The sequence below is a fragment of the Streptomyces sp. NPDC020801 genome (assembly GCF_044334385.1).
Lineage (GTDB): Bacteria > Actinomycetota > Actinomycetes > Streptomycetales > Streptomycetaceae > Streptomyces.
This window is the reverse complement of record NZ_JBIRST010000001.1, coordinates 746,787-767,278: the sequence shown is the minus strand read 5'-3', so window position 1 is coordinate 767,278 and position 20,492 is coordinate 746,787. Positions and strand designations below refer to the sequence as shown.

The following is a 20,492-nucleotide window of genomic DNA, read 5'->3' as shown; positions in this document are numbered from 1 at the left end:
AAGGAGCGGTCAGCCGCCGCTCCCGCCGTTTCCGCCGCCGGGCTTACCGGCCTTGGCCTGCGCCTCCTCGGCCCGCTTCAGCGCGTCCTGCAGATCCTTCTGCGCCTTGCCGTACGCCTGCCAGTCGACCTGCGGCTTCTTCAGGGCGGCCTGGCTGTCGTCCAGTGCCTTCTGGGCGTCCTTCAGGGCCTGCTGGACCGTCGGGTTGCCCGACGCCGGTGGATTGCCGGTGCCGGTGTCCGACGGCGGAGGCGTCGCACCCGACGTTCCGAAGACCTTGTCGAGGGCCTGGCCGAGGGTGTCCTCGAACGCGGTGGCGCCGCCGTAGGTCACCAGCACCTTGCGCAGCAGCGGGTACTTGAGCTGCCCGCCGCGCACATAGACCGGCTCCACGTAGAGCAGTCCGCCGTCGAGCGGGACGGTCAGCAGATTGCCGTACTCGATCTCGGAGTCGCCGCCTCTGATGAGCCGGACGAACTCGGCGATGTTCTGCTGGGAGTTGGAGTTGAACTGGCTCTGCACCTGCTTCGGGCCGCCGACCGTCGTGCTGGTCGGCAGTTTCAGGACTCTGATCTGGCCGTAGTCGGGCGTGCCCGCCTGGGAGTCGACCGCCATGAAGGCGCTCAGGTTGTCCCGGCCGTTCGGCGTGAACGTCGTCGTCAGCGAGAACGCCTGGGCGCCCTGGTCGGGCATCTTCATGGTCAGGTAGTACGGCGGCACCGCGTTGCCCGACTTGTTGGTCGGGTCGTCCGGCACCTGCCACACCTCGCTGCCGCTGAGGAACGTCTGCGCGTCCTGCACGTGGTAGCGGGTGAGCAGCTCACGCTGGACCTTGAACAGGTCCTGCGGGTAACGCAGATGGGCCATCAGATCCGGCGAGATGCCGGTCTTCGGCTCGACCGTCCCGGGGAAGGCCTTCATCCAGGTCTTCAGGACGGGGTCCTTGGTGTCCCACTGGTAGAGCTTGACCTCGCCGGTGTAGGCGTCGACGGTCGCCTTGACCGAGTTGCGGATGTAGTTGACCTGGTTCTGCTGGGCGACCACCGCGCGCGAGTTGTTCGTCGCGGTCAGCGAGTCGGCCGTGGTGTCGCCGAGGGTCGTACGGGAGGCGTACGGGTATCCGTTCGTGGTCGTGTAGGCGTCGACGATCCACTGGATGCGGCCGTCCACCACCGCCGGGTAGGCGTCGCCGTCGATGGTCAGCCAGGGGGCCACCGCCTCGACGCGCTCCTTGGGCGTGCGGTTGTACAGGATCCGCGAGCCCTCCCCGATCGCGCCGGAGTAGAGGATCTGCGGCTCGCCGAACGCCACCGCGTACGCAGCCCGGTTGATCGGGCTGGAGAGGCTGACCCCGCTCTTGGCCTGGTAGCTGGTGGTCTTCTCACCGTCGTTGTCGGAGTAGTCGATCTCCTTCTGGGGACCGCCGACGATCGAGTACGTGGTGGTCTTCTCGCCGTAGTAGACCCGCTGCTGGTACGTCCCCAGCTGACCGGTGGACGGCAGGTCGGACTCGGTGAAGACGGGCTGGCCGTTGCTGTCCGCCTCGGTGCCCTTGGCCGCGACGACGCCGTAGCCGTGGGTGTAGCGGAAGTGGTTGTTGATCCAGTTCTTCTTCGGGATACCGGCGAGGTTCAGCTCGCGCAGACCGAGGACCGTGTCCTGGACCTTGCCGTCCCTGGTGTAGCGGTCGACGTCCAGATTGTTCGGAAACGTGTAGTAGTTCCGGATCTGCTGGAGTTGCTGGAACGTCGGCGAGACGATGTTCGGGTCCAGGATGCGGATGCTCGCGGTCTTGTCGACGTCGTCGCGCAGCGTCGACTTGTCCTTGGCGGTGCTCGTGCCCGCGTACTCCGACACCTTGGCGTCGTCGATGCCGTACGCCTCACGCGTGGCCTTGATGTTCTTCGCGACGTACGGGGCTTCCTTGGCCTGCTCGTTGGGCTGGACCTGGAACTTCTGCACGATCGCCGGGTACAGGCCGCCGATGAGGATCGCCGAGAGCACCATCAGGCCGAAGCCGATCACCGGCAGCTGCCAGGTGCGCCGCCACAGGGTGGCGAAGAACAGCAGCGCACAGATGACGGCGATGAAGAAGAGGATCGTCTTGGCCGGCAGATAGGCGTTGGCGTCGACGTACCTGAGGCCCGTCCAGTTGCCCGTCGCCTTGAAGTCGCTGGACTTGACAGCCAGTCCGTACCGGTCGAGCCAGTACGCGACCGCCTTCAGGGCGACGAAGACGCCGAGCAGCACCGACAGGTGCCCGGTCGCCGCGGCCGTGGCCCGGGCGCCGGGGCTGGTGACGCGCAGCCCGCCGTAGAGGTAGTGGGTGAGCGCGGCGGCGATCAGGGACAGGATCGTCGCGGCGAAGCCGAAGCCCAGCAGAAAGCGGTACCAGGGCAGGTCGAAGGCGTAGAAGGAGACGTCGAGATGGAACTGCGGGTCCTTCTGGCCGAACTGCACGCCGTTGACCCACATCAGCCAGGTCCGCCACTGACTCGACGCGGAGGCACCCGCGATCAGCCCGACCAGCGCGGTGACGCCGCACAGCAGCCACCTCTTGTACGGTGCGATGCCCATCCGGTAGCGGTCCAGGCTCTGCTGCTCCATCGACATGGCGCTCAGCGGGGGCCGCAGCCGGTGCGCGAGCCAGATGTTGAAGCCGACCGCGGCCGCCATCAGCAGACCGAAGACGAAGAACAGCCCGATCTTCGTCCACAGCGTGATGGTGAACACGGACGAGTAGTGCACCGACCGGTACCACAGCCAGTCCGTCCAGAAGCCCGCGAACATCGTGAACGCCATGCCGAGGACGGCAAGGACGCCCAGAGTCATCAGCAGGGTCCGGACTCGCCGGGACGGACGGCCGACTCTGATCCGCGGCCCCGTCGGGCCTCCGCCGCGGTCCGGCATCTGGAAAGCCAAGGTGCGCACCTCGAAGTTCGCTGTTGGTTCGCTGTCGTTGCGTCAGGCCCCGGTGTCCGTGGACCGTACGGTGCGCCCCCGAGATCGCGGGCCCACACCTATGCAACTTACTCACCGTTTACTCGGTTCCCGATTCCGGGAGGGAACGAGGCAGGATTGTGACCATGTCCAACACTCCCATGGCAGCGAGCCCGCTCACCCGGGCCGTACTCGAGATCGACGAGTACGCCTCCGGCCTCGGCTGGGACCAGCCCGCTCGCCTCTTCGCCCTCGTAGACACCGCGCGGCTGCGGACCCAGGAACCCGCCCTCGCGGCCCAGCTCGGCCTGGAGGACGAGCAGGAGACCTCCGGTCTCACCCCGATCGAGCAGGACGAGATCCCGGCGGACCGGCCGCTCGACGAGTTCCTCGGCACCATCGCCTGGCCCGACGCGGTGGCCGGATGCGCGCTGACCGTGGAGCGTCTGATGCTGCCCCCCACCGCCGAGGCCCAGGTACCCAAGGGGCTGGACGGGGCCAAGCTGGCCAAGTGGGTGGCCGAGCACCCCGAGCGCCAGGAGGTCCGTATGACGGTCGCGGTCCTGCGTGACGGCGCCCGTGAGTCGGCCCTGCGCCTGCGCGAGAAGGACTCCGCCACGGAGGTCCTCACGGGCGCCGGCCTGGTACCGGGTCTGGCGGAGGCCCTGGCGGCGACCTTCGAGGACTGAGGCCGCTCGCACGGCTCTCCGGCAGAGGGGGCGGGGGCGCCCATGACGTAGAGGGCGCCCCCGCCCCCTCTACCGAGCGCCTCTCAGCCCTTGGCCGTGCACTTGGGGAGGTCCGCGGTCTGCCCGGAGCGGATGTCCTGCAGGGCACCCAGCGCGTCACCGATGGTGTTCACCTTCACGAGGGTGAGCCCCGAGGGGGTGTCCTTGGCGGCGGCCGCGCAGTTGTCGGCGGGCGTCAGGAAGTACTGGGCGCCCCTGTCGCGCGCGCCGACGGTCTTCATCTCCACGCCGCCGATCGGGCCGACCTTGCCCTCGTCGTCGATCGTCCCGGTGCCGGCCACGAACTTGCCGCCGGTCAGGCTGCCCGGGGTGAGCTTGTCGTAGATGCCGAGGGCGAACATCAGACCGGCGCTGGGACCGCCGACATCGGCGAGCTTGATGTCGATCGTGAACGGGAACGTGTGGTCGGTCCCGGCGGAGATCCCGACGATGGCGCGCTTGACGCCGGTGTCGTCGGACTGGACCGTCGTGATGGTGATGTCCTTGGTGGTGGTCGCCTGCTTCTGCGCCTTCTCGGCCGCGGCCTGCTCCTTGGCGGGCACGATCGTGAAGACGACGTCCTGACCCGGCTTGTGCTTGGTGACCAGCTTGGCGACGTCGGCGGGCTGCTTGACCGTCGTGCCGTCGACGGCCTTGATCACGTCACCGGCATGCAGCCTGCCCTGGGCCGGGGTGCCCTTGACGACCGTGGAGACAATCACCCAGGACCGCACCGGGACACCGAGCTCCTTCAGGGCGGCGACCTTGGCGCTCTCCTGGGACTGGCTGAACTCCTCGGCGTTCTCCTGGGTCGACTGCTCCTCCGTCTTGCCGTCCGGGTAGAGCGTGTCGTGCGGGACGACCTTGTCGTCGTGCGCCAGCCAGCCGTAGACCGCCTCTACGAGGTTCATCCGGTAGTCGGCGCTGGTGACCCGGACGGTGGTCATGTTGAGATGGCCGTCCGTCGGATAGGTCTTGCGCCCGGAGATCTGCAGCACCGGCTCGCCGTCGTGCTCACCGAGGGTGTTGACCGTCGGTCCCGGGGACATCTCCGAGTACGGCACGGGGAGGAAGACTCCCGCGCACAGGAGCGCGATCAGCATCAGGGTGGAGGCGAGCATCGTCGCGGTGCGGCGTGGCATGACTCGACAGTACGGGACGCATCTGTCAGCGCACCGTCAGGGCCGCCCTGCTCACGTGCTGGAGTGGGACCTCTCCATGGCCTCGCGGAAACGTGCGTACCCGTCCAGTTCGGGACCGTCGCTGCGCGCCTTGCGGGTCCGGTTCGCCCAGGTCCCCCAGAGCCCGGCGCCTATCGCAGCCATCAGCGGAATCAGCAACCAGGCGAGCACCGCCATGCCGACCTCCCAACCCCAATTGAGCGACCGCAACCGACTGATCAGCAGACTAACCGTCCGCACTGACAACGCTCACGCCAGGGGTCCGGTTACGCAACCGGAACTGCAGGGGAGTTGGGAGGCTCGGCCGGACACACCACCCTCGACGACGGCGCTACGCGCCGACCCGCCCTCCCGTCACCCGGCCACCACCCCTCAACGACGGCGCTACGCGCCGACCCGCCCTCCCGTCACCCGGCCACCACCCCTCAACGACGGCGCTACGCGCCGACCCGCCCTCCCGTCACCCGGCCACCACCCCTCAACGACGGCGCTACGCGCCGACCCATTCCTCGGTCCCGTCGGAGAACCTCTGGTGCTTCCAGATCGGCACCTCGTGCTTGAGGTCGTCGATCAGCTTCCGGCAGGCCTCGAAGGCCTCCCCCCGGTGCGGACACGACACGCCGACGACGACGGCGAGGTCCCCGATCCTGAGATCCCCCACGCGGTGCACGGCCGCCAGCGCCCGCACCGGGTACTCCGCGACCACCTTCTCGGCGATCCGCCGCATCTCGGCCTCGGCACTGGGATGACAGGAGTACCCGAGCCCGTCGACGTCGGCACCCCCGTCATGGTTCCGCACGGTCCCCACGAACAGGGCGGTACCGCCGGCGGCGTCGTCCCCGACGGCCTGGAAGACCTCGTCCAGGGAGAGGGGGGTCTCCCGGATGCCGATCAGCTTGATGGGGTCGGCGGCGACATGCTCGCCTGGGTGGTCATCGGTGGGTGCCATGACTCAATCGTGCCGCACGCGCGGGACCACGGGAAATGGCGCTATCACCCGGCACGCGCGGGTGGGGCTTTGGAGCCTCCCACAGGCCCGCCGGCCCCGGCCGGCCGCAACGCCCCCATCAGATGCGCCGCCGCGCCTTCCGGGCCCGCCGTACGACCGCCGCCGCGCCCAGCAGCGCCACCGTCGCCCCGGCCGCCCCCGCCGCCGTCGCGTCCTTGCGCCCCAGCCGCCGCCCGGCCACCGTGTGCCGCCCGGAGACCTCCTCCAGCAGTTCCGCGAGGACCTCCTCGTTGGTCCACCTGGGCCGCCACCCGGCATCGTGCAGCCTGCTGCCGCTCACCACCCACGGGTACATCGTGTACGCCAGGTCCCCGGCCGGAGACGGCGTGAGCCCGATCCGGTGCAGCCGGGCCGCTGCCCCCAGCGCGACCGCCGACGGCAGCTCCATCCGCCGGATCCCGCTGAGCTCCTCGACCTCCTCCTGCTCCAGCCACCCGTCGCACCCCACGGCCAGCTCCCCGTCGACCTTCTCCAGCACGGCGTACTCCAGCGCGCCGCACAGGTCCTCGACGTGGCAGAACTGCCACGCGGGCCGCGACCCGGCCACGACAAGGAGCCTCGGCGACTCGAAATACCTGGTCAGCGCGGTGTCGGTGCCACCGACGAGTACCGCCGGCCGGACGACGGTGACGTTCAGCCCGGGGTGTGCCCGCGGCGCGCGCCGCGCCAGCCGTTCGATCTCCAGCAGGTCCCCGACGCCGGTCGCCTCGGCGGTCGCCCGCAGCTCCGCGTCCTCCGACAGCGGCAGCTCGTTGTCCGGCAGCGCCCCGTAGACCATCGCCGAGGTGCACAGCACGACCCGGTGCACACCGGCCGCCGCGGCCGCGGTCAGCACGGTCTGCGTCCCCCGGACGTTGTAGGCCGTACGGGCGGCGGGGTCGGTCTCCAGGTCGAGGTCGAGCGCCAGGTGCACCACGACGTCGGCGCCGCGCAGCTTGTCGGCGATCGCGGGATCCCGCACGTCCAGGATGTGCCACTGCGCCGCCGCACACTCCCCGCGCCGCTCGTCGATGGCGATCACCTGCCTGACCTCGCCGGACGCGGCCAGCCGCTCGGTCAGCAGCGCACCGACCCCGCCCGCGGCTCCGGTGACCGCGACGACGGGCCCGCGCACGGCGGGAGTGCTCTCATGGTTTCGCGCTGCGCGAACCTGTGGATCTGGGGAACTCACCGGGCGTCTCCAGCGGTTGTCTTCCATACGTACGCGAATGACGCGTACGTACCAGGTGGCATCCATCCTGCCGCAGGCGTCCTGTCGGCGAAGCACCGAGGCCCGATCCGCCCGCGGTGTCTAGGCTGGGTGGTGTTGTCGGGCAGCCGCGCCGCCGGAGAGAACCGGTGGCCTTACCAGCCGAGGAACCCCGTGAGTGACACCCCATTCGGATTCGGCCTTCCGCCGGAGGAGCCGGACGACGGCGACGAGGGCAAGAAGAAGGACCAGCAGAGCGGTGGTGACCAGGGACCGGCCAACCCGTTCGGTTTCGGGCTGCCCGGCGCCGGAGGCCTTGGCGGGCCCGGCGCCGACAATCCGCTCGCAGCCATGTTCGGTTCGCTGAACCCCACCGACCTGGGCGCCGCCTTCCAGCAGCTCGGCCAGATGCTCTCCTACGAGGGCGGCCCGGTGAACTGGGACATGGCCAAGCAGATCGCCCGCCAGACGGTCTCCCAGGGCACCTCCGACGGCACCAAGGACGCGAGCGTCGGCCCCGCCGAGCGCTCCGCCGTACAGGAGGCCGTCCGCCTCGCCGACCACTGGCTGGACGACGTGACCTCCCTGCCGTCCGGCGCCGCCTCCGCGGTGGCGTGGTCCCGCGCGGAGTGGGTCGAGGCGACCCTGCCGGCCTGGCAGGAGCTCGTCGACCCGGTCGCCGAGCGCGTCGGCACCGCCATGGGCGACGTGCTGCCGGAGGAGATGCAGGCCATGGCCGGCCCGCTGATCGGCATGATGCGCTCCATGGGCGGCGCCATGTTCGGTACCCAGATCGGGCAGGCCGTCGGCGTGCTGGCCGGCGAGGTCGTCGGTTCGAGCGACATCGGCCTGCCGCTGGGCCCGGCCGGCCGGGCCGCGCTGCTGCCGGTGAACATCGAGAGCTTCGGCAAGGACCTGGGCGTGCCCCAGGAGGAGGTGCGGCTGTACCTCGCGCTGCGCGAGGCGGCCCACCAGCGCCTGTTCGCGCACGTGCCGTGGCTGCGCTCGCACCTGTTCGGCGCGGTCGAAGGGTACGCGCGCGGGATCAAGGTCGACACCGCCAAGCTGGAGGACGTGGTCGGCCAGTTCGACCCGCAGAACCCCGAGCAGCTGCAGGACGCACTCCAGCAGGGCATGTTCCAGCCGGAGGACACGCCGGAGCAGAAGGCCGCCCTGGCCCGTCTGGAGACCGCCCTGGCGCTCGTCGAGGGCTGGGTGGACGCGGTGGTGCACGCGGCCGCCAAGCCGCGCCTGTCGTCCGCGGACGCGCTGCGCGAGACGCTGCGCCGCCGCCGGGCCTCGGGCGGTCCGGCCGAGCAGACGTTCGCCACGCTGATCGGCCTGGAGCTGCGCCCGCGCCGCCTGCGCGACGCCTCCCGCCTGTGGGCCTCGCTCACGGACGCGCGCGGGGTCGAGGGCCGCGACGCCCTGTGGTCCCACCCGGACATGCTGCCGACGGCGGCCGACCTGGACGACCCGGACGGCTTCGTGCACCGTGAGCATCTGGACTTCTCCGAGCTGGACAAGATGCTCGGCGAGGCGGCCGGCGGCTCCGCGCAGAAGCCCGACCTGCACAAGAAGGACGAGGACGACAGGGGCGACGACGCCGAGTGAGCCTGTACGACGACGCGGTCCTCGTACTGAAGGCGTACGAGGAGCAGGAAGAGCTGCGCCAGGCCTACCTGGACCATCTGCAGACGCATCCGGACGGCATGTGGAAGGCCTGCCGCGCGGGCCACATCACCGCGAGCGCCCTCGTGATCGATCCCGCGCACGACCGGGTGCTGCTCACGCTGCACCGCAAGCTGCGGATGTGGCTGCAGATGGGCGGCCACTGCGAGCCCGGTGACACCACACTGGAGGCCGCCGCCCTGCGGGAGGCCACGGAGGAGTCGGGCATCGCGGGGCTCACGCTGCTGCCCGGCGGACCGGTGCGGCTGGACCGGCATCCGATCCCGCCGCCGTGCCACTGGCACCTCGACGTCCAGTACGCCGTCCTGGCCCCGCCCGGCGCGGTCCAGGAGATCAGCGACGAGTCCCTGGACCTGCGCTGGTTCGGCTACGGCGAGGTGTCCGGCGTGGCCGACGAGTCGGTCGTCCGGCTGCTGGAGGCCACGCGGGCCCGGATCTGAAGGTGCCCAACGGGTGAGGGGTGACCGCCTCGGTGGTCACCCCCCTGCTTCGGGTTCAGCTCCAGACGTTGCCCTGGTTCTGCCCCCGCGCCCCCTGCTGCCCCATGCCGAACTGCGCGGCCAGGCCCTGCCCGATCACCGCGTTCTGCGGCGGCAGCAGCTCGCTGGGCTGGACGAGCGCGAAGCCGCTGCCCATGAAGCTGAGCTCCCAGCCCTCACCGGTGCTGCCCCGGCGCCGCCACACTCCGGAGGAGTGCGTCTGGGCCTGCATCTGCACGCGCAGCCCGGTGGACCAGGCGACGATCGCGTCGGCGTCGCAGTTGACGTACTTGTCGGGTGTCACCTGCATCAGCAGCGGCGCCCCGGAGGTCATCAGGGCGACCTTGCCTCGGCCGGTGATGTTCAGCTGGTACTTCCCGGAGCCGGAGATGCCGTACATGCTGTCGACGGCGATGACCTCGTGGTGCAGCGAGGAGTCCATCGCCAGCACATAGCTGCTGTCGACCGTCAGGCCGTCCTGCTCCACGTCCATGACATGGACGTACTGGCCGAGGTTGGCGAGGTAGACCGTGCCCTGCCCGTGGCAGCGCATCAGGTCCAGGCCCTCGCCCGTGTACGCACGCGCGCGTGCGTGGCTGTTGCTCTGGTACTCGGCGTCGAACTCGACCAGGCCCTGGTAGGCGACCATGGTGCCCTTGCGGGCGAGGATGTCGTCATGGCCCTCCAGGGTGACGCGCAGCATCTGCTTGTTCTGCAGGCTCCAGCGTTCCTGGGTCTGGGCGTCGTTGAAGGCGAAAAGCGGGCTCTGCATGGTGTCCTGTCTCCCCCTCAGCCCCGGAACCGGAGGCGGTCGGTGCTGTCCTCGCTGGGCTGGACGACGACGATGCCCGTACCCGAGAAGGCCATCTGGTAGGCCTCGCCGCTGCCCCGGCCGATCAGGGACTGCGCCTTGAAGCTGCGCTTGCCCTTGACCTTGAGGTTCGGGGACCAGGCGACGAGCGCGTCCGGGTCGACGTAGGTCTCGTCCTCGCCGCCGCCGCAGTCGACGACGATCGGCGTGCCCCGGGAGGTCAGCGCGACCCAGCCCTGCCCGGAGATCTTCGTGTTCCACAGGCCCTGCCCGGCGAACTTCGCCAGGCCCTTGACCCGCTCGACGCCCCACTGGAGGCTGGCGTCGAAGGCCAGCAGATTGGTGGCGTTGACGGAGATGGCGTCGCCGCCCAGGTTGATGACGACGACGTTGGCACCGTAGTCGGCGAGGTAGAGCAGGCCGTCTCCGGAGCACTTCATCAGGGGCGCCCCCTCGCCGGTGATCCAGTCGCGCGCGATCTGGCGCACGGCCGGCGGGTTGGGCTCGTACTGGATGAAACCCTCGTAGGCGACCATCGACCCCACGCGCGCGAGGAGGTCGTTCCCGGTCTGCATGGCGACCTTCAGCATGTGGCTGCCGTGGTTCTCCATGCGGGCCGTGACGGGTGCGGGGGCGTAGCCCGCGAGCGGCTGGTTCATGACGGGCTCCCTCTAGACCTCGTAGGGCTGGACGACGACGAAGTTGCCGGGCGCGGCCCGGAACTGCAGGTTGACGCCCTCTCCGGTGTGGCCCGGGTAGGCGTTGCGGCGCATGCGCACCTGGCTGGAGACGATCACCTGCGCGGCGGCCGACCAGGCGACGACCGCGTTGGAGTCGACGAACGTCGTCGGCGTGACCGGCAGGACGACGGGCGTGCCGTGCGTCTTGACCACGATGGTGCCGGTGCCCTGGAACTGCATGGTGAACAGGGCGCCGCCGGGGATGCCGTGTCCCTCGATGCGGCGGACCTCGTACTGCAGGCTCTCGTCGAAGGCGAGGACGTTCTCGGCGGAGACGCAGATCGCGTCGCCCTGGAGCTCCACCGGGTGCAGATGGGTGGAGTTCTCGGCGAAGAACACCTGGCCGTGGCCGGTGCAGCGCATCAGCTGCATCTCCTGTCCGGTGGCGCTGCCCACGATGCGGCCGGCGAAGCCGGCGCCCTTGTAGCTGAAGTCGACCTTGCCCTGGTAGAGCACCATGCTGCCCTGCCGCGCCAGCACGGGCTGGCCGCCCATGCCGAGGTCGGCGCGGACCAGCTTGCTGTTCTGCAGCGTCCAGCGCTGGCCGGTGGGCGCCTCCTTGAACTTCTGCAGCGCGGCGGCCATACCGGCGCCCTGGGGAGCGCCCTGCGGGGCCCCGTACGGCGCGGGTGCGGGCTGACCCGGGACCTGACCGTAGGGCTGCTGACCGTAGCCGGGGGGCGGCGTGGGCTGACCGTAACCGGGCGGCGGGGCCGGGGCCTGGGGCGCTTGGGGCTGGGCGTAGCCGGGGGGCGGGGGCGCGGCCGGGCCGGGCACCTGGCCGTACGGCGGCTGCTGGCCGGGCTGGCCGTAGGGCGCGGGGGCCGGGGCGGGCGGCGGCACGGTCCCACCCGGCGGCGTCATGGGCGCGATGATGGTCGGCGCGGCGTGCACCGAGGGCATGGGCGCCGCGGGTGAGGGCGGCGGGGTGGCGCCGGGGGGCGGCGCGAAGCCCTGCGCGGCGGGCTGTGGCGCGGGAGCGGCCGGGGCCGGGGCCGGTGCGGGCGCGGCGGGTCCGGCGGGTCCTGAAGGGGCGCCGAAGGCGGGCGGGGCGAAGCTGGGAGCGCCACCGGCCTGGGGCTGCTGAGGGGCCTGGCCCGGGGCGGGGCTCTCCTCCTCCAGGACCTCGCCGCCGAAGTTCTTCAGCAACGCATCGAGGCCACCGTCGAAGCCCTGGCCGACCGCGGCGAACCGCCACACGTCCTTGAGGTAGAGGTCGCCCAGCATCACGGCCCGTTCGGTGGAGAACTCCGAGCCGCTGAACGCGTACCGGGCCACCTCCTCGCCACCCGCCACGATGCGCAGGTATCCGGGGTTGATCTGCGACATCTGCCCGGTGCCGTCGACCGTCGCAGTGAACGACAGCTTCTGGATCTGCGGCGGAATCCGGTCGAGCGTGACGCGGAAGGACTCCGTGTCGCCCGCCTGGGCGCCCAGCAGCTGGATGGACTCCTCCGGGGACTTCGGCTGGTTGAAGAAGACGAAGTACCGGTCGTCCGAGAGCCGTTCGTCGGCGTCGAGACCGAAGCAGCTGATGTCGAAGGTCAGTCCGGGGGCCGAGATCTGCACGCCGACGTACAGATCCGTGCCCGCGGTCAGGTCACTGATCCTGGCCTTGTGGCCGCGTTGGAATTCCCTGGGCATGCGTAACGACCGTCCCCCATCCCTAATGCGAGTGCGTCGCGCCAGGCTAACGGCAAAATCCGACACCGGACGAAGTCGGTACAGACCCGGTACACAATCCCTGCCCGGCCGTGCCGGACGCCCTGCCCGGCAAAGGGGTCACTCGCCGGGCACACCCGGCAGATGCGGCAGCCGGGCCGCCGCCACCACCCCTTCGAGATAGCCGCGGGCCCGCTCGGTGCGGGGATACGCCTCCAGCAGCCGCCAGAAGTCGGGGCCGTGTCCGGGGACGAGCAGATGGGCGAGCTCGTGCAGCAGGACGTAGTCGACGACGTACTCGGGCATGCCCTGCAGGCGGTGCGAGAGACGGATGCTGCCCTCCGCCGGCGTGCACGACCCCCAGCGGGTGTTCTGGTTGGTGACCCAGCGGACCGAGGCGGGGCGGGCCCGCCCCGCGAAGTACTGGGCCGACAGCCGCTCGGCGCGCTCGGCCAGCTCGCTGTCGCCGAGGGCCCGTCTGCTCTCCTGGGCGGCCAGCTTGTCCAGCATGACGTTGACCCAGCGCTGCTCCTCCGCCTCGGACATCCGGGCGGGGATGAGCACGACGGTGCGATCGCCCTCGCGGTACGCGGAGACCGTCCTGCGACGGCGGGCGCTCCTGCGCACCTCGATCGCGCTCGCCGCCGAGCCGCTCGGCGGCGGGCTCGTCTTGCTGCGCTGTGGCATTCCGGCGCGGTGCAGTGGGTCGGCGGACACGCCCCGACGTTACCGGTTGTACGTGCGAGAAGTCCCGGGTCCGGAACGGTTCCCTGCCGATCCCCCACCAAGCGTTTGATTCGTACGACTGATTCTCGCGACCGATTCATGCGACCAGTACGACGAATACCGCCCACCTGTGGACAACTTTCCGCACCGGTCGGCCGGGCCGGGCATGCTGGCACTCGTCGGCGGAGCGAGGACCGGCTTCACCGGCACACGGGACTTTCTGTGACTTTCTTCCGGCTACGGGGGCCTGCATGCATCCGATCGTGAATCCGATGGTGAAACCCGCGCTCCGGCGCGGCTGGCGCGATCTCAACACCGTGCAGTTCGGAATGACGCCCGCGCACGCGCTCACGCTGGGGCCGATGGACACGGCGACGGGCAGCTTCCTCGACCTTCTCAACGGCACGCGCGGGCTGCCGCTGCTGCGTGAGGAGGGGCACCGCATGGACCTGCCCGAGGGCCATGTCGACCGGCTCGTGGAGCGGCTGGCCCGCGCCGGTCTCCTGGACGACGCCCGGGGAGGCGGTGCGGCGGCCGCGGCGCTGCGCGAGAACAAGGAGGTCATGGAACGGCTGGGCCCCGATCTCGCCTCGCTCTCCCTGGTCGCGCGCGAACCCGGCGAGGCGATCGGACGGCTGGCCGCCCGGCGCGGACTGCGCGTGCAGGTACGGGGCGCCGGCCGGGTCGGGGCGGCGCTGGCCGCCCTGCTGTCCGGTGCGGGGGCCGGCGAGGTCGACGTCCGCGACGGCGGCTGTGTCGAACCCTGGGACGTCGCTCCGGGCGGGCTGCCCGCCGAGGCCGTCGGCGAGCGCAGGGACGCCGCGGCGCGGCGGGCCGTGCACCGGGCGGCCCCGGAGCGCCCGGCGCGCCGCGGCCGGCGGGCACCGGCCGAGGAGGCCGACCCGGGCTTCTCCCTGGTGGTCCTCGCCCCGCGGGACGACATCGCCGTGCACGCCCCCGACCCGTCGGCGGCCGCCGACCTCGTCGAGTCCGGGACACCTCACCTGTATGCCGGCGTCGTGGAGGGCACGGGCGTCGTGGGCCCCCTCGTCCTGCCCGGCGAGACGAGTTGCGCCGGCTGCCTGCACCGGGGCCGCACGGACCGGGACGCGACCTGGCCGCGGCTGGTGGCGCAGTGGCGCTGCGCGAGACCACGCCAGGTGCGCCCCTGTGACGTGACTCTCGCCGCGGCCGTCGCGGGGTTGGCGGCCGCGCACGCCCTCGCCTTCCTGGACGGCGAGTCGCCCTCCAGTGCGGGCGTCCGGTGGGAGGTGTCCGTGCCCGGGCTGCACTGGCACTCACGGCCGGTCCGGCCGCATCCCGCGTGTCCATGCGGAGCGGCGGAGAATACCGTGGGCGAGGACACCTCAGAAGATGGGCGGCCACGCGCGACAATGGCGGGGCAACGGCCGTCGTCGACGCCATGCCGTCAGGCGGACGCGACGCGGCCTGCTGGGACTTGGAGGGCGCATGTCTGATCTTCCCCGGAAGGCGGTCACCCGGACCGCCAAGCTCGCCGCGCTCCCGCTCGGTTTCGCCGGGAGAGCGACCTGGGGACTCGGCAAACGGATCGTCGGGGAGTCCGCGGAGCTCGTCGGCCGGGAACTGCAGCAACGCACGGCCGAGCAGCTTTTCAAGGTGCTCGGCGAGCTCAAGGGCGGGGCGATGAAGTTCGGGCAGGCGCTGTCCGTCTTCGAGTCCGCTCTGCCCGAGGAGGTCGCCGGCCCCTACCGCGCGGCGCTGACCAAGCTGCAGGAGGCCGCACCTCCGATGCCGACGCGCACCGTGCACTCCGTGCTCACCGAGCGGCTCGGCGAGGACTGGCGGGAGCTTTTCGAGGAGTTCGAGGACAAGCCGTCCGCGGCGGCCTCGATCGGTCAGGTGCACCGCGCGGTGTGGCACGACGGCCGTGAGGTGGCGGTCAAGGTGCAGTACCCCGGCGCCGGCGAGGCCCTGCTGTCCGACCTGAGTCAATTGAGCCGCTTCGCCCGCCTTCTGGGTCCACTGATCCCCGGCATGGACATCAAGCCGCTGATCACCGAGCTCAAGGACCGGGTCTCGGAGGAACTCGACTACGGACTGGAGGCCCAGGCCCAGCGGGCCCACGCGGAGGAGTTCACCGACGACCCGGACGTCGTCGTCCCGGCAGTGGTCCACCAACGCGAGCAGGTGCTGGTCACCGAGTGGATCGACGGCGTCCCCCTTTCGGAGGTGATCGCGGACGGGACCCGGGAGCAGCGTGACCGCGCCGGCCAGCTCCTCGCCCGCTTCCTCTTCTCCGGCCCCGCCCGCACCGGACTGCTGCACGCAGACCCGCACCCGGGCAATTTCCGGCTCCTGCCCGGCGGCCCCGACGGCGAAGGCGACTGGCGCCTGGGCGTCCTGGACTTCGGCACGGTCGACCGCCTGCCCGGTGGCCTGCCGTCGCCGATCGGCGAATCGCTGCGCATGACGCTGGACGGAGAGGCCGAGGCGGTCTACGAACTGCTGTGCACGGAAGGCTTCGTCAAGGAGTCGATCGATCTGGACCCCGACGCCGTCCTGGACTACCTCCTGCCGATCATCGAGCCGGCGCAGGTCGACGAGTTCACCTTCACCCGCGGCTGGATGCGCAGCCAGGCGGCCCGTATCGCCGACCCCCGCTCCCCCGCCTACCAGCTGGGCAAGCGGCTCAACCTGCCCCCGGCCTACCTGCTGATCCACCGTGTCACCCTCAGCACGATCGGGGTCCTGTGTCAGCTGGGGTCCACGGTGCGGCTGAGGGAGGAGCTGGAGGAGTGGCTGCCGGGCTTCGTCTACGAGGCGGAGGACGGCGCGAGAGAGGAGTCGGCCGCCGAGGCCTGAGCGGGGGCGGGGCCTACCACCAGGCCGAGTCGAGGCGTCCCTCGATCGAGCGGAGGTGCCGGCGGGAGCAGACGTCGCAGAAGTAGCGGCGTACGGCGTTCTCCACGGAGCAGGTCCAGGTGGGGGGCGGGTCTGCGGCCGTGGTGCCGCAGCGCGCGCACACCAGGGACGGGCGCTCCGCGGTGGAGCCGCCGTGGTCACTGCCGCCGGATGGACTCGTCACTCGTCGACGATACCGCCGGGCCGCGGATCGGCGGGCGCAACGCACCGCGAGACCGGACGGGCCGCGGGAGAGGTCACAACGCGCCGCGGGGGCCGGTCCGTTCGCACGGACCGGCCCCCGGAAAACAGTTTCGCCGCCTGGCGGAGGTCGCCGCTGATCGGCGGGCGCCGGTTACTGCATGACCGCCATGGCGAGCGCGCGGCGGGCGCGCCGCGAGGCGCGCTCGGCGCGGCGCTGCATCCGGCGGGCGGTCGCCAGGCGCACGGCCTGGCGTTCCCGCTCCGCCTCCCGCAGTCGCTCGTGCATATGCGCACGGGCCAGGGCTTCTGGGATGAGTTGCATCTCTCGGGTCCTGTTCTGACGCGAGTCGTTCGCGCCGGTGGTGGTGACGTCTTCGGTCGCGGAGCCGGCGGGCTCGCTGGTGGACGGCTTCATCGGGGCCTGCTTCTTGGGGTCGTGCGTGAGGGGGCGGTCGATCGTTCCTGCGGTGTTCATGCCGTGACCGGGTTCTTGCGCGGGCGGCCACGCGGCCGCTTCCGGGCGACGACGACACCCTGGACGAACAGCTCGCCACCCCAGACGCCCCAGGGCTCACGCCGCTCCTTGGCGCCGGCGAGGCAGGCCTCCATCAGCGGGCAGGTGCGGCAGAGGGACTTGGCGTACTCCACGTCCGAGGGCGACTCGGCGAAGAAGACCTCCGGGTCGTAGGAGCGGCACGGGACGGGCACGCCGAGGCTCTCGATGGCGTCGTCGAGCGCGGTGAGCGCGGTGAGCGGGGTCAAGGCGGGGTCCTCCGTGAGACCGGGCTTGGGGATCGTGTCGGAAGGCGGTACGGACGGGGCGTGCGCTTCGAGTTGCACGGTTCGTCTTCCTCGTCTGGTCGGTCCGGCCGGTGGGCCGGGTGTCGGCTGGGTACCGGGTCTTTTCTTGTCCCGAGGCCCCTTCGCTGCGTCGTCCCCGTTCGGGGCAAACAGAAGGGCCGCGGATCCCGGATGGGGTTCCGCGGCCCTGAAGGCGCCGGCCTGATCGGCGATCAGGCTGGATCACTCCAGGGTTCTGGCCCACGGAAGGCCCACATCAGGTGGTGCTGCGTCGTCTGCTTCCGGATTCCGGCACCGGCCGCCGTAAAGGCATAGGCCTGTGCCTGTGCCGCTACTGCTTCCAGTGCCTGCGTCGGTCGCTCATTGCGCTCACGGACGGGAAGACCCGTGTGAGACAGAGGGGACGCCGGACGCACGGCACGGATGCCGGACAGACCGGTGCCCCGGTTGGAGACGCCGAGCATGCACAGGGAGACGACCGAGCGATCGGTCATTTTGGCGGTGCTGATGGAGCTGCTGTTGATGCTGATCACTGGAATCGCCTCCTCTCGGCGTCTCGGGGGGACTGGGGTGAGCCAGCCCACGCGGATATGCAAGTAGAGCACGGAATCAGGGCCTCAGGAAGGCCGCTGTTCCCGTGACCAAGAACCTATGGGGATTCCTGGGGCATGCGCAAACTATTTTTTCGACGAGTTGGTATCAGTCCTCGTCCTCTTCCTGCGCGGGCTCCTGGCCTGCGCAGATGGCCAGAACATCGGCCCCGTAGCGGTTGAGCTTGCGCATCCCGACGCCGGGGATGCGCGCCAGCTCCCGCTCGTCGTCGGGGACGGCTTCGGCGATCGCCATCAGGGTCTTGTCGGTGAAGACGCAGAAGGCGGGCTGCCCGCTGCGCTCCGCCTGCTCCGCCCGCCACCCGCGCAACCGCTCGTAGAGACCCTCGTCCATGTCGGAGGGGCAGTCCTCGCAGCGCATCAGCTTCATCTCGCCGGCCTCGGCGAGCGTGCGGCCGCAGACCCGGCACCGGGCCGGGCTCCGCCGGGTACGCCGCGGGACGGCTCCCGCGGCTCCCCGCGGGCCGGCGGAGGTGGAAACGCCGCGCTCGACGCCTCCGGCACCGCCCGCGGCGGCGCGGCCGGCGGTGCCGGTCGAGCCGGGGCGCAGCCCGTCGAGAAAGCGGCTGGGCCGGCGGTTCGGCCGGCCGCCGGGTGAGCGCGACAGCGACCAGGAGACGTGCAGCTGCTCGCGGGCCCGGGTGACACCTACGTAGAGGAGGCGGCGTTCCTCCTCGATCTGTTCGTCGGTTCTGGCGTAGGTGATCGGCATCATGCCCTCGGCGACACCGACCAGGAAGACGGCGTCCCACTCCAGGCCCTTGGCCGAGTGCAGGGAGGCCAGCGTCACGCCCTGGACGGTCGGGGCGTGCTGGGCACTCGCCCGCTCGTCGAGCTCGGCCACGAGATCGCTCAGGGTGGCACCCGGGTGGGCGGCGGCGAAGTCGTGCGCGAGGTTCACCAGGGCGGCCAGCGATTCCCAGCGCTCCCTGACGGCGCCCGAGCCGGCCGGGGGCTGCGAGGTCCAGCCCTCGCCGGACAGCACGGCCCGCACCTGGGAGGGCAGGTCGACGGCGTCGTCCAGGAGGGAGTCGTTGCCGCCGAATCGGGCGGCGCCGCGCAGGGCGACGCCGGCCTTGCGCACCTCGGGACGGTCGAAGAAGCGCTCGGCGCCGCGCAGCTGGTAGGGCACGCCGGCGTCCGCGAGTGCCTGCTCGTAGGTCTCGGACTGGGAGTTCGTCCGGAACAGGATCGCGATCTCGCTCGCCGGGACCCCGGAGGCGATCAGGTCGCGGATGCGGCGGGCGGCGCCCTCGGCCTCGGAGGGCTCGTCGGTGTACTCGGTGTGGACCGGCTCGGGGCCCGGGGGGCGCTGGGAGACCAGTTCCAGCCGGTGGTCGGCGGCGCGGCCGCGGGCCTGGGCTAGCAGTCCGTTGGCGAGGTGGACGACCTGGGGGGTGGAGCGGTAGTCGCGGACCAGCTTGACGACGGTGGCGCCGGGGTGGCGGGTACGGAAGTCGAGCAGATGGTCGGGGGTTGCTCCGGTGAACGAGTAGATCGTCTGGCTGGCGTCACCGACGACGCACAGGTTCTCCCTGTCTCCGAGCCACAGCTCCAGCAGTCGCTGCTGGAGCGGGCTGACGTCCTGGTACTCGTCCACCACGAAGTGCTGGTACTGGGCGCGGACCTGTTCGGCGACGTCCTGCCGGTCCTGGAGGACGGCGACGGTCAGCAGCAGGACGTCCTCGAAGTCGATGACCGAGCGGTCCCGCTTGAGGTCCTCGTAGACGGAGTAGAGCTGGGCGATCTCCGCCGGGTCGCGGGGTGCCTCGCGGCCGGCCTTCGCGGCCGCGAGGGCATAGTCGGCCGGAACGGTCTGGGTGACCTTGGACCACTCGATCTCCGCGGTGACGTCCCTCAGCTCGTTCCGGTCCAGACGGACGCGGCACGCTGCGGCCGCGTCCGCGACGAGCTGGATCTTGCGGTCCACGAGCCGGGGCATGCCGCCGCCGATCACTTTCGGCCAGAAGTACTGCAGCTGGCGCAGAGCGGCCGAGTGGAAGGTGCGGGCCTGCACACCCTGCGCGCCGAGCTGGCGCAGCCGGCCGCGCATCTCGCCGGCCGCGCGGTTGGTGAAGGTGACGGCGAGCACACTGGAGGGCTGGAGGATGCCGGCGCGCACTCCGTAGGCGATGCGGTGGGTGATCGCCCGGGTCTTGCCCGTGCCGGCTCCGGCCAGCACGCACACCGGACCGTGCAGGGACGTGGCCACCTCGCGCTGCTCGGGGTCCAGCCCTTCGAGCACCGCGTCGGCAGAGTCCGGGACCTGCGAGGAGAGCGGGGAGTGCGTTGCTGCTGTCACACGGCCATGCTGCCAGGTCTCCGGAGACGGCTGAGCCGGTTGTCCACAGGCAGGCCCCTGCGGTCGTACCAATGCGGCAGGCGTCACGCTCCGCCGATACCCCCGGTGGGAATGCCTGGGCTCGTGGCGTACGTTCCTCCCCTGCGACCATTACGTCCCCGAGCCTCCGAAGGAGCACGAGAGACATGCCGGGCACTGTGACGATGTACAGCACCACGTGGTGCGGCTACTGCCGTCGGCTGAAGAGCCAGATGGACCGCGAGGGCATCACGTACACCGAGATCAACATCGAGCAGGACCCGACGTCCGCGGCCTTCGTCGAGAAGGCGAACGGCGGGAACCAGACGGTTCCGACCGTGCTCTTCGATGACGGCTCGACGCTGACGAACCCGTCGCTGGCACAGGTCAAGCAGAAGATCGGCGTCTGAGCCGGGCCGGAGGACGGCCCCCGGCGCGGCGGAACACCCGACCGCCCGTGAGCCGAGTGGAAGGCGGCTCCTGAGATCGCTCAGGGGCCGCCTTCCCGTCGTCCCG

The 20,492-nt window shown here is 71.0% G+C and carries 20 protein-coding genes; 6 read left to right on the top strand and 14 right to left on the bottom strand.

The window, feature by feature from the left end:
- Window positions 1-9 precede the first annotated feature (9 nt).
- Complete coding sequence (locus ACH4UM_RS03620) at window positions 10-2,910, bottom strand: UPF0182 family protein (RefSeq protein ID WP_398173604.1); 2,901 nt, start codon at window positions 2,908-2,910, stop codon at window positions 10-12.
- A 176-nt stretch (window positions 2,911-3,086) separates the two neighbouring features.
- Here ACH4UM_RS03620 and ACH4UM_RS03615 point away from each other — a divergent pair, with 176 nt between their 5' ends.
- Complete coding sequence (locus ACH4UM_RS03615) at window positions 3,087-3,629, top strand: PPA1309 family protein (protein WP_398173081.1); 543 nt, start codon at window positions 3,087-3,089, stop codon at window positions 3,627-3,629.
- Between the two features lie 83 nt (window positions 3,630-3,712).
- Here the strand turns inward: ACH4UM_RS03615 and ACH4UM_RS03610 are convergent, their stop codons facing one another.
- From ACH4UM_RS03610 to ACH4UM_RS03595, 4 genes are all read right to left on the bottom strand, one after another.
- Window positions 3,713-4,810 carry a PDZ domain-containing protein gene (locus ACH4UM_RS03610; RefSeq protein WP_398173080.1) on the bottom strand — a complete coding sequence of 366 codons (1,098 nt, stop codon included), beginning with the start codon at window positions 4,808-4,810 and terminating at the stop codon, window positions 3,713-3,715.
- 51 nt (window positions 4,811-4,861) lie between these two features.
- The gene (locus tag ACH4UM_RS03605; protein WP_398173626.1) at window positions 4,862-5,059 is read right to left on the bottom strand and encodes a hypothetical protein; all 198 of its coding nucleotides are present in this window, start codon (window positions 5,057-5,059) and stop codon (window positions 4,862-4,864) included.
- A gap of 280 nt (window positions 5,060-5,339) precedes the next feature.
- Window positions 5,340-5,798: a molybdenum cofactor biosynthesis protein MoaE gene (locus ACH4UM_RS03600; protein ID WP_398173078.1), complete on the bottom strand. Its 459-nt coding sequence runs from the start codon at window positions 5,796-5,798 to the stop codon at window positions 5,340-5,342.
- A 118-nt stretch (window positions 5,799-5,916) separates the two neighbouring features.
- Window positions 5,917-7,029, bottom strand: coding sequence for an SDR family oxidoreductase (locus ACH4UM_RS03595; protein WP_398173076.1), 1,113 nt, complete (start codon window positions 7,027-7,029; stop codon window positions 5,917-5,919).
- A 192-nt stretch (window positions 7,030-7,221) separates the two neighbouring features.
- Here ACH4UM_RS03595 and ACH4UM_RS03590 point away from each other — a divergent pair, with 192 nt between their 5' ends.
- On the top strand, window positions 7,222-8,661 hold the full coding sequence (locus tag ACH4UM_RS03590; protein WP_398173074.1) for a zinc-dependent metalloprotease: 1,440 nt from the start codon (window positions 7,222-7,224) through the stop codon (window positions 8,659-8,661).
- Window positions 8,658-9,179, top strand: coding sequence for an NUDIX hydrolase (locus ACH4UM_RS03585; RefSeq protein WP_398173072.1), 522 nt, complete (start codon window positions 8,658-8,660; stop codon window positions 9,177-9,179). Before ACH4UM_RS03590 ends, ACH4UM_RS03585 begins: the two co-directional genes overlap by 4 nt.
- Window positions 9,180-9,234: 55 nt before the next feature.
- Here the strand turns inward: ACH4UM_RS03585 and ACH4UM_RS03580 are convergent, their stop codons facing one another.
- From ACH4UM_RS03580 to ACH4UM_RS03565, 4 genes are all read right to left on the bottom strand, one after another.
- Entirely contained in the window at window positions 9,235-9,990 is a 756-nt protein-coding gene (locus ACH4UM_RS03580) for an AIM24 family protein (protein WP_398173070.1), read from the bottom strand.
- A 17-nt stretch (window positions 9,991-10,007) separates the two neighbouring features.
- Window positions 10,008-10,688 carry an AIM24 family protein gene (locus tag ACH4UM_RS03575; protein WP_398173068.1) on the bottom strand — a complete coding sequence of 227 codons (681 nt, stop codon included), beginning with the start codon at window positions 10,686-10,688 and terminating at the stop codon, window positions 10,008-10,010.
- Window positions 10,689-10,700: 12 nt separating this feature from the next.
- Complete coding sequence (locus tag ACH4UM_RS03570; RefSeq protein ID WP_398173066.1) at window positions 10,701-12,413, bottom strand: TerD family protein; 1,713 nt, start codon at window positions 12,411-12,413, stop codon at window positions 10,701-10,703.
- Between the two features lie 138 nt (window positions 12,414-12,551).
- The gene (locus ACH4UM_RS03565) at window positions 12,552-13,148 is read right to left on the bottom strand and encodes a M48 family metallopeptidase (RefSeq protein WP_398173064.1); all 597 of its coding nucleotides are present in this window, start codon (window positions 13,146-13,148) and stop codon (window positions 12,552-12,554) included.
- A gap of 272 nt (window positions 13,149-13,420) precedes the next feature.
- On the opposite strand from ACH4UM_RS03565, the gene ACH4UM_RS03560 reads away from it, so the two are divergent.
- Window positions 13,421-14,635: a TOMM precursor leader peptide-binding protein gene (locus tag ACH4UM_RS03560; RefSeq protein WP_398173602.1), complete on the top strand. Its 1,215-nt coding sequence runs from the start codon at window positions 13,421-13,423 to the stop codon at window positions 14,633-14,635.
- Window positions 14,628-16,001, top strand: coding sequence for an ABC1 kinase family protein (locus tag ACH4UM_RS03555; protein ID WP_398173062.1), 1,374 nt, complete (start codon window positions 14,628-14,630; stop codon window positions 15,999-16,001). The genes ACH4UM_RS03560 and ACH4UM_RS03555 overlap by 8 nt, the downstream gene beginning before the upstream one ends.
- Before the next feature lie 13 nt (window positions 16,002-16,014).
- On the opposite strand, the gene ACH4UM_RS03550 is transcribed toward ACH4UM_RS03555, so the two are convergent.
- The 5 genes from ACH4UM_RS03550 to ACH4UM_RS03530 form a co-directional block, all read right to left on the bottom strand.
- A complete protein-coding gene (locus ACH4UM_RS03550; RefSeq protein WP_398173060.1) occupies window positions 16,015-16,224 on the bottom strand; it encodes a hypothetical protein in 210 nt (69 codons plus the stop codon).
- Between the two features lie 171 nt (window positions 16,225-16,395).
- Complete coding sequence (locus ACH4UM_RS03545) at window positions 16,396-16,719, bottom strand: hypothetical protein (protein ID WP_398173058.1); 324 nt, start codon at window positions 16,717-16,719, stop codon at window positions 16,396-16,398.
- Window positions 16,716-17,084: a WhiB family transcriptional regulator gene (locus tag ACH4UM_RS03540; protein ID WP_398173056.1), complete on the bottom strand. Its 369-nt coding sequence runs from the start codon at window positions 17,082-17,084 to the stop codon at window positions 16,716-16,718. The genes ACH4UM_RS03545 and ACH4UM_RS03540 overlap by 4 nt, the downstream gene beginning before the upstream one ends.
- A gap of 173 nt (window positions 17,085-17,257) precedes the next feature.
- Window positions 17,258-17,578 carry a hypothetical protein gene (locus ACH4UM_RS03535; RefSeq protein ID WP_398173054.1) on the bottom strand — a complete coding sequence of 107 codons (321 nt, stop codon included), beginning with the start codon at window positions 17,576-17,578 and terminating at the stop codon, window positions 17,258-17,260.
- Between the two features lie 166 nt (window positions 17,579-17,744).
- Window positions 17,745-20,045: an ATP-dependent DNA helicase UvrD2 gene (locus ACH4UM_RS03530; RefSeq protein WP_398173052.1), complete on the bottom strand. Its 2,301-nt coding sequence runs from the start codon at window positions 20,043-20,045 to the stop codon at window positions 17,745-17,747.
- Between the two features lie 98 nt (window positions 20,046-20,143).
- Here ACH4UM_RS03530 and ACH4UM_RS03525 point away from each other — a divergent pair, with 98 nt between their 5' ends.
- Complete coding sequence (locus ACH4UM_RS03525) at window positions 20,144-20,386, top strand: mycoredoxin (protein ID WP_398173050.1); 243 nt, start codon at window positions 20,144-20,146, stop codon at window positions 20,384-20,386.
- Window positions 20,387-20,492: the final 106 nt, after the last annotated feature.

Bases quoted from the DNA above. Each gene is read 5' to 3' on its own strand.
- ACH4UM_RS03615 (WP_398173081.1), top strand. From the start codon at position 3,087: ATGTCCAACACTCCCATGGCAGCGAGCCCGCTCACCCGGGCCGTACTC.
- ACH4UM_RS03555 (WP_398173062.1), top strand. From the start codon at position 14,628: ATGTCTGATCTTCCCCGGAAGGCGGTCACCCGGACCGCCAAGCTCGCC.
- ACH4UM_RS03580 (WP_398173070.1), bottom strand. From the start codon at position 9,990: ATGCAGAGCCCGCTTTTCGCCTTCAACGACGCCCAGACCCAGGAACGC.
- ACH4UM_RS03620 (WP_398173604.1), bottom strand. From the start codon at position 2,910: ATGCCGGACCGCGGCGGAGGCCCGACGGGGCCGCGGATCAGAGTCGGC.
- ACH4UM_RS03545 (WP_398173058.1), bottom strand. From the start codon at position 16,719: ATGAACACCGCAGGAACGATCGACCGCCCCCTCACGCACGACCCCAAG.
- ACH4UM_RS03575 (WP_398173068.1), bottom strand. From the start codon at position 10,688: ATGAACCAGCCGCTCGCGGGCTACGCCCCCGCACCCGTCACGGCCCGC.
- ACH4UM_RS03570 (WP_398173066.1), bottom strand. From the start codon at position 12,413: ATGCCCAGGGAATTCCAACGCGGCCACAAGGCCAGGATCAGTGACCTG.
- ACH4UM_RS03610 (WP_398173080.1), bottom strand. From the start codon at position 4,810: ATGCCACGCCGCACCGCGACGATGCTCGCCTCCACCCTGATGCTGATC.
- ACH4UM_RS03600 (WP_398173078.1), bottom strand. From the start codon at position 5,798: ATGGCACCCACCGATGACCACCCAGGCGAGCATGTCGCCGCCGACCCC.
- ACH4UM_RS03525 (WP_398173050.1), top strand. From the start codon at position 20,144: ATGCCGGGCACTGTGACGATGTACAGCACCACGTGGTGCGGCTACTGC.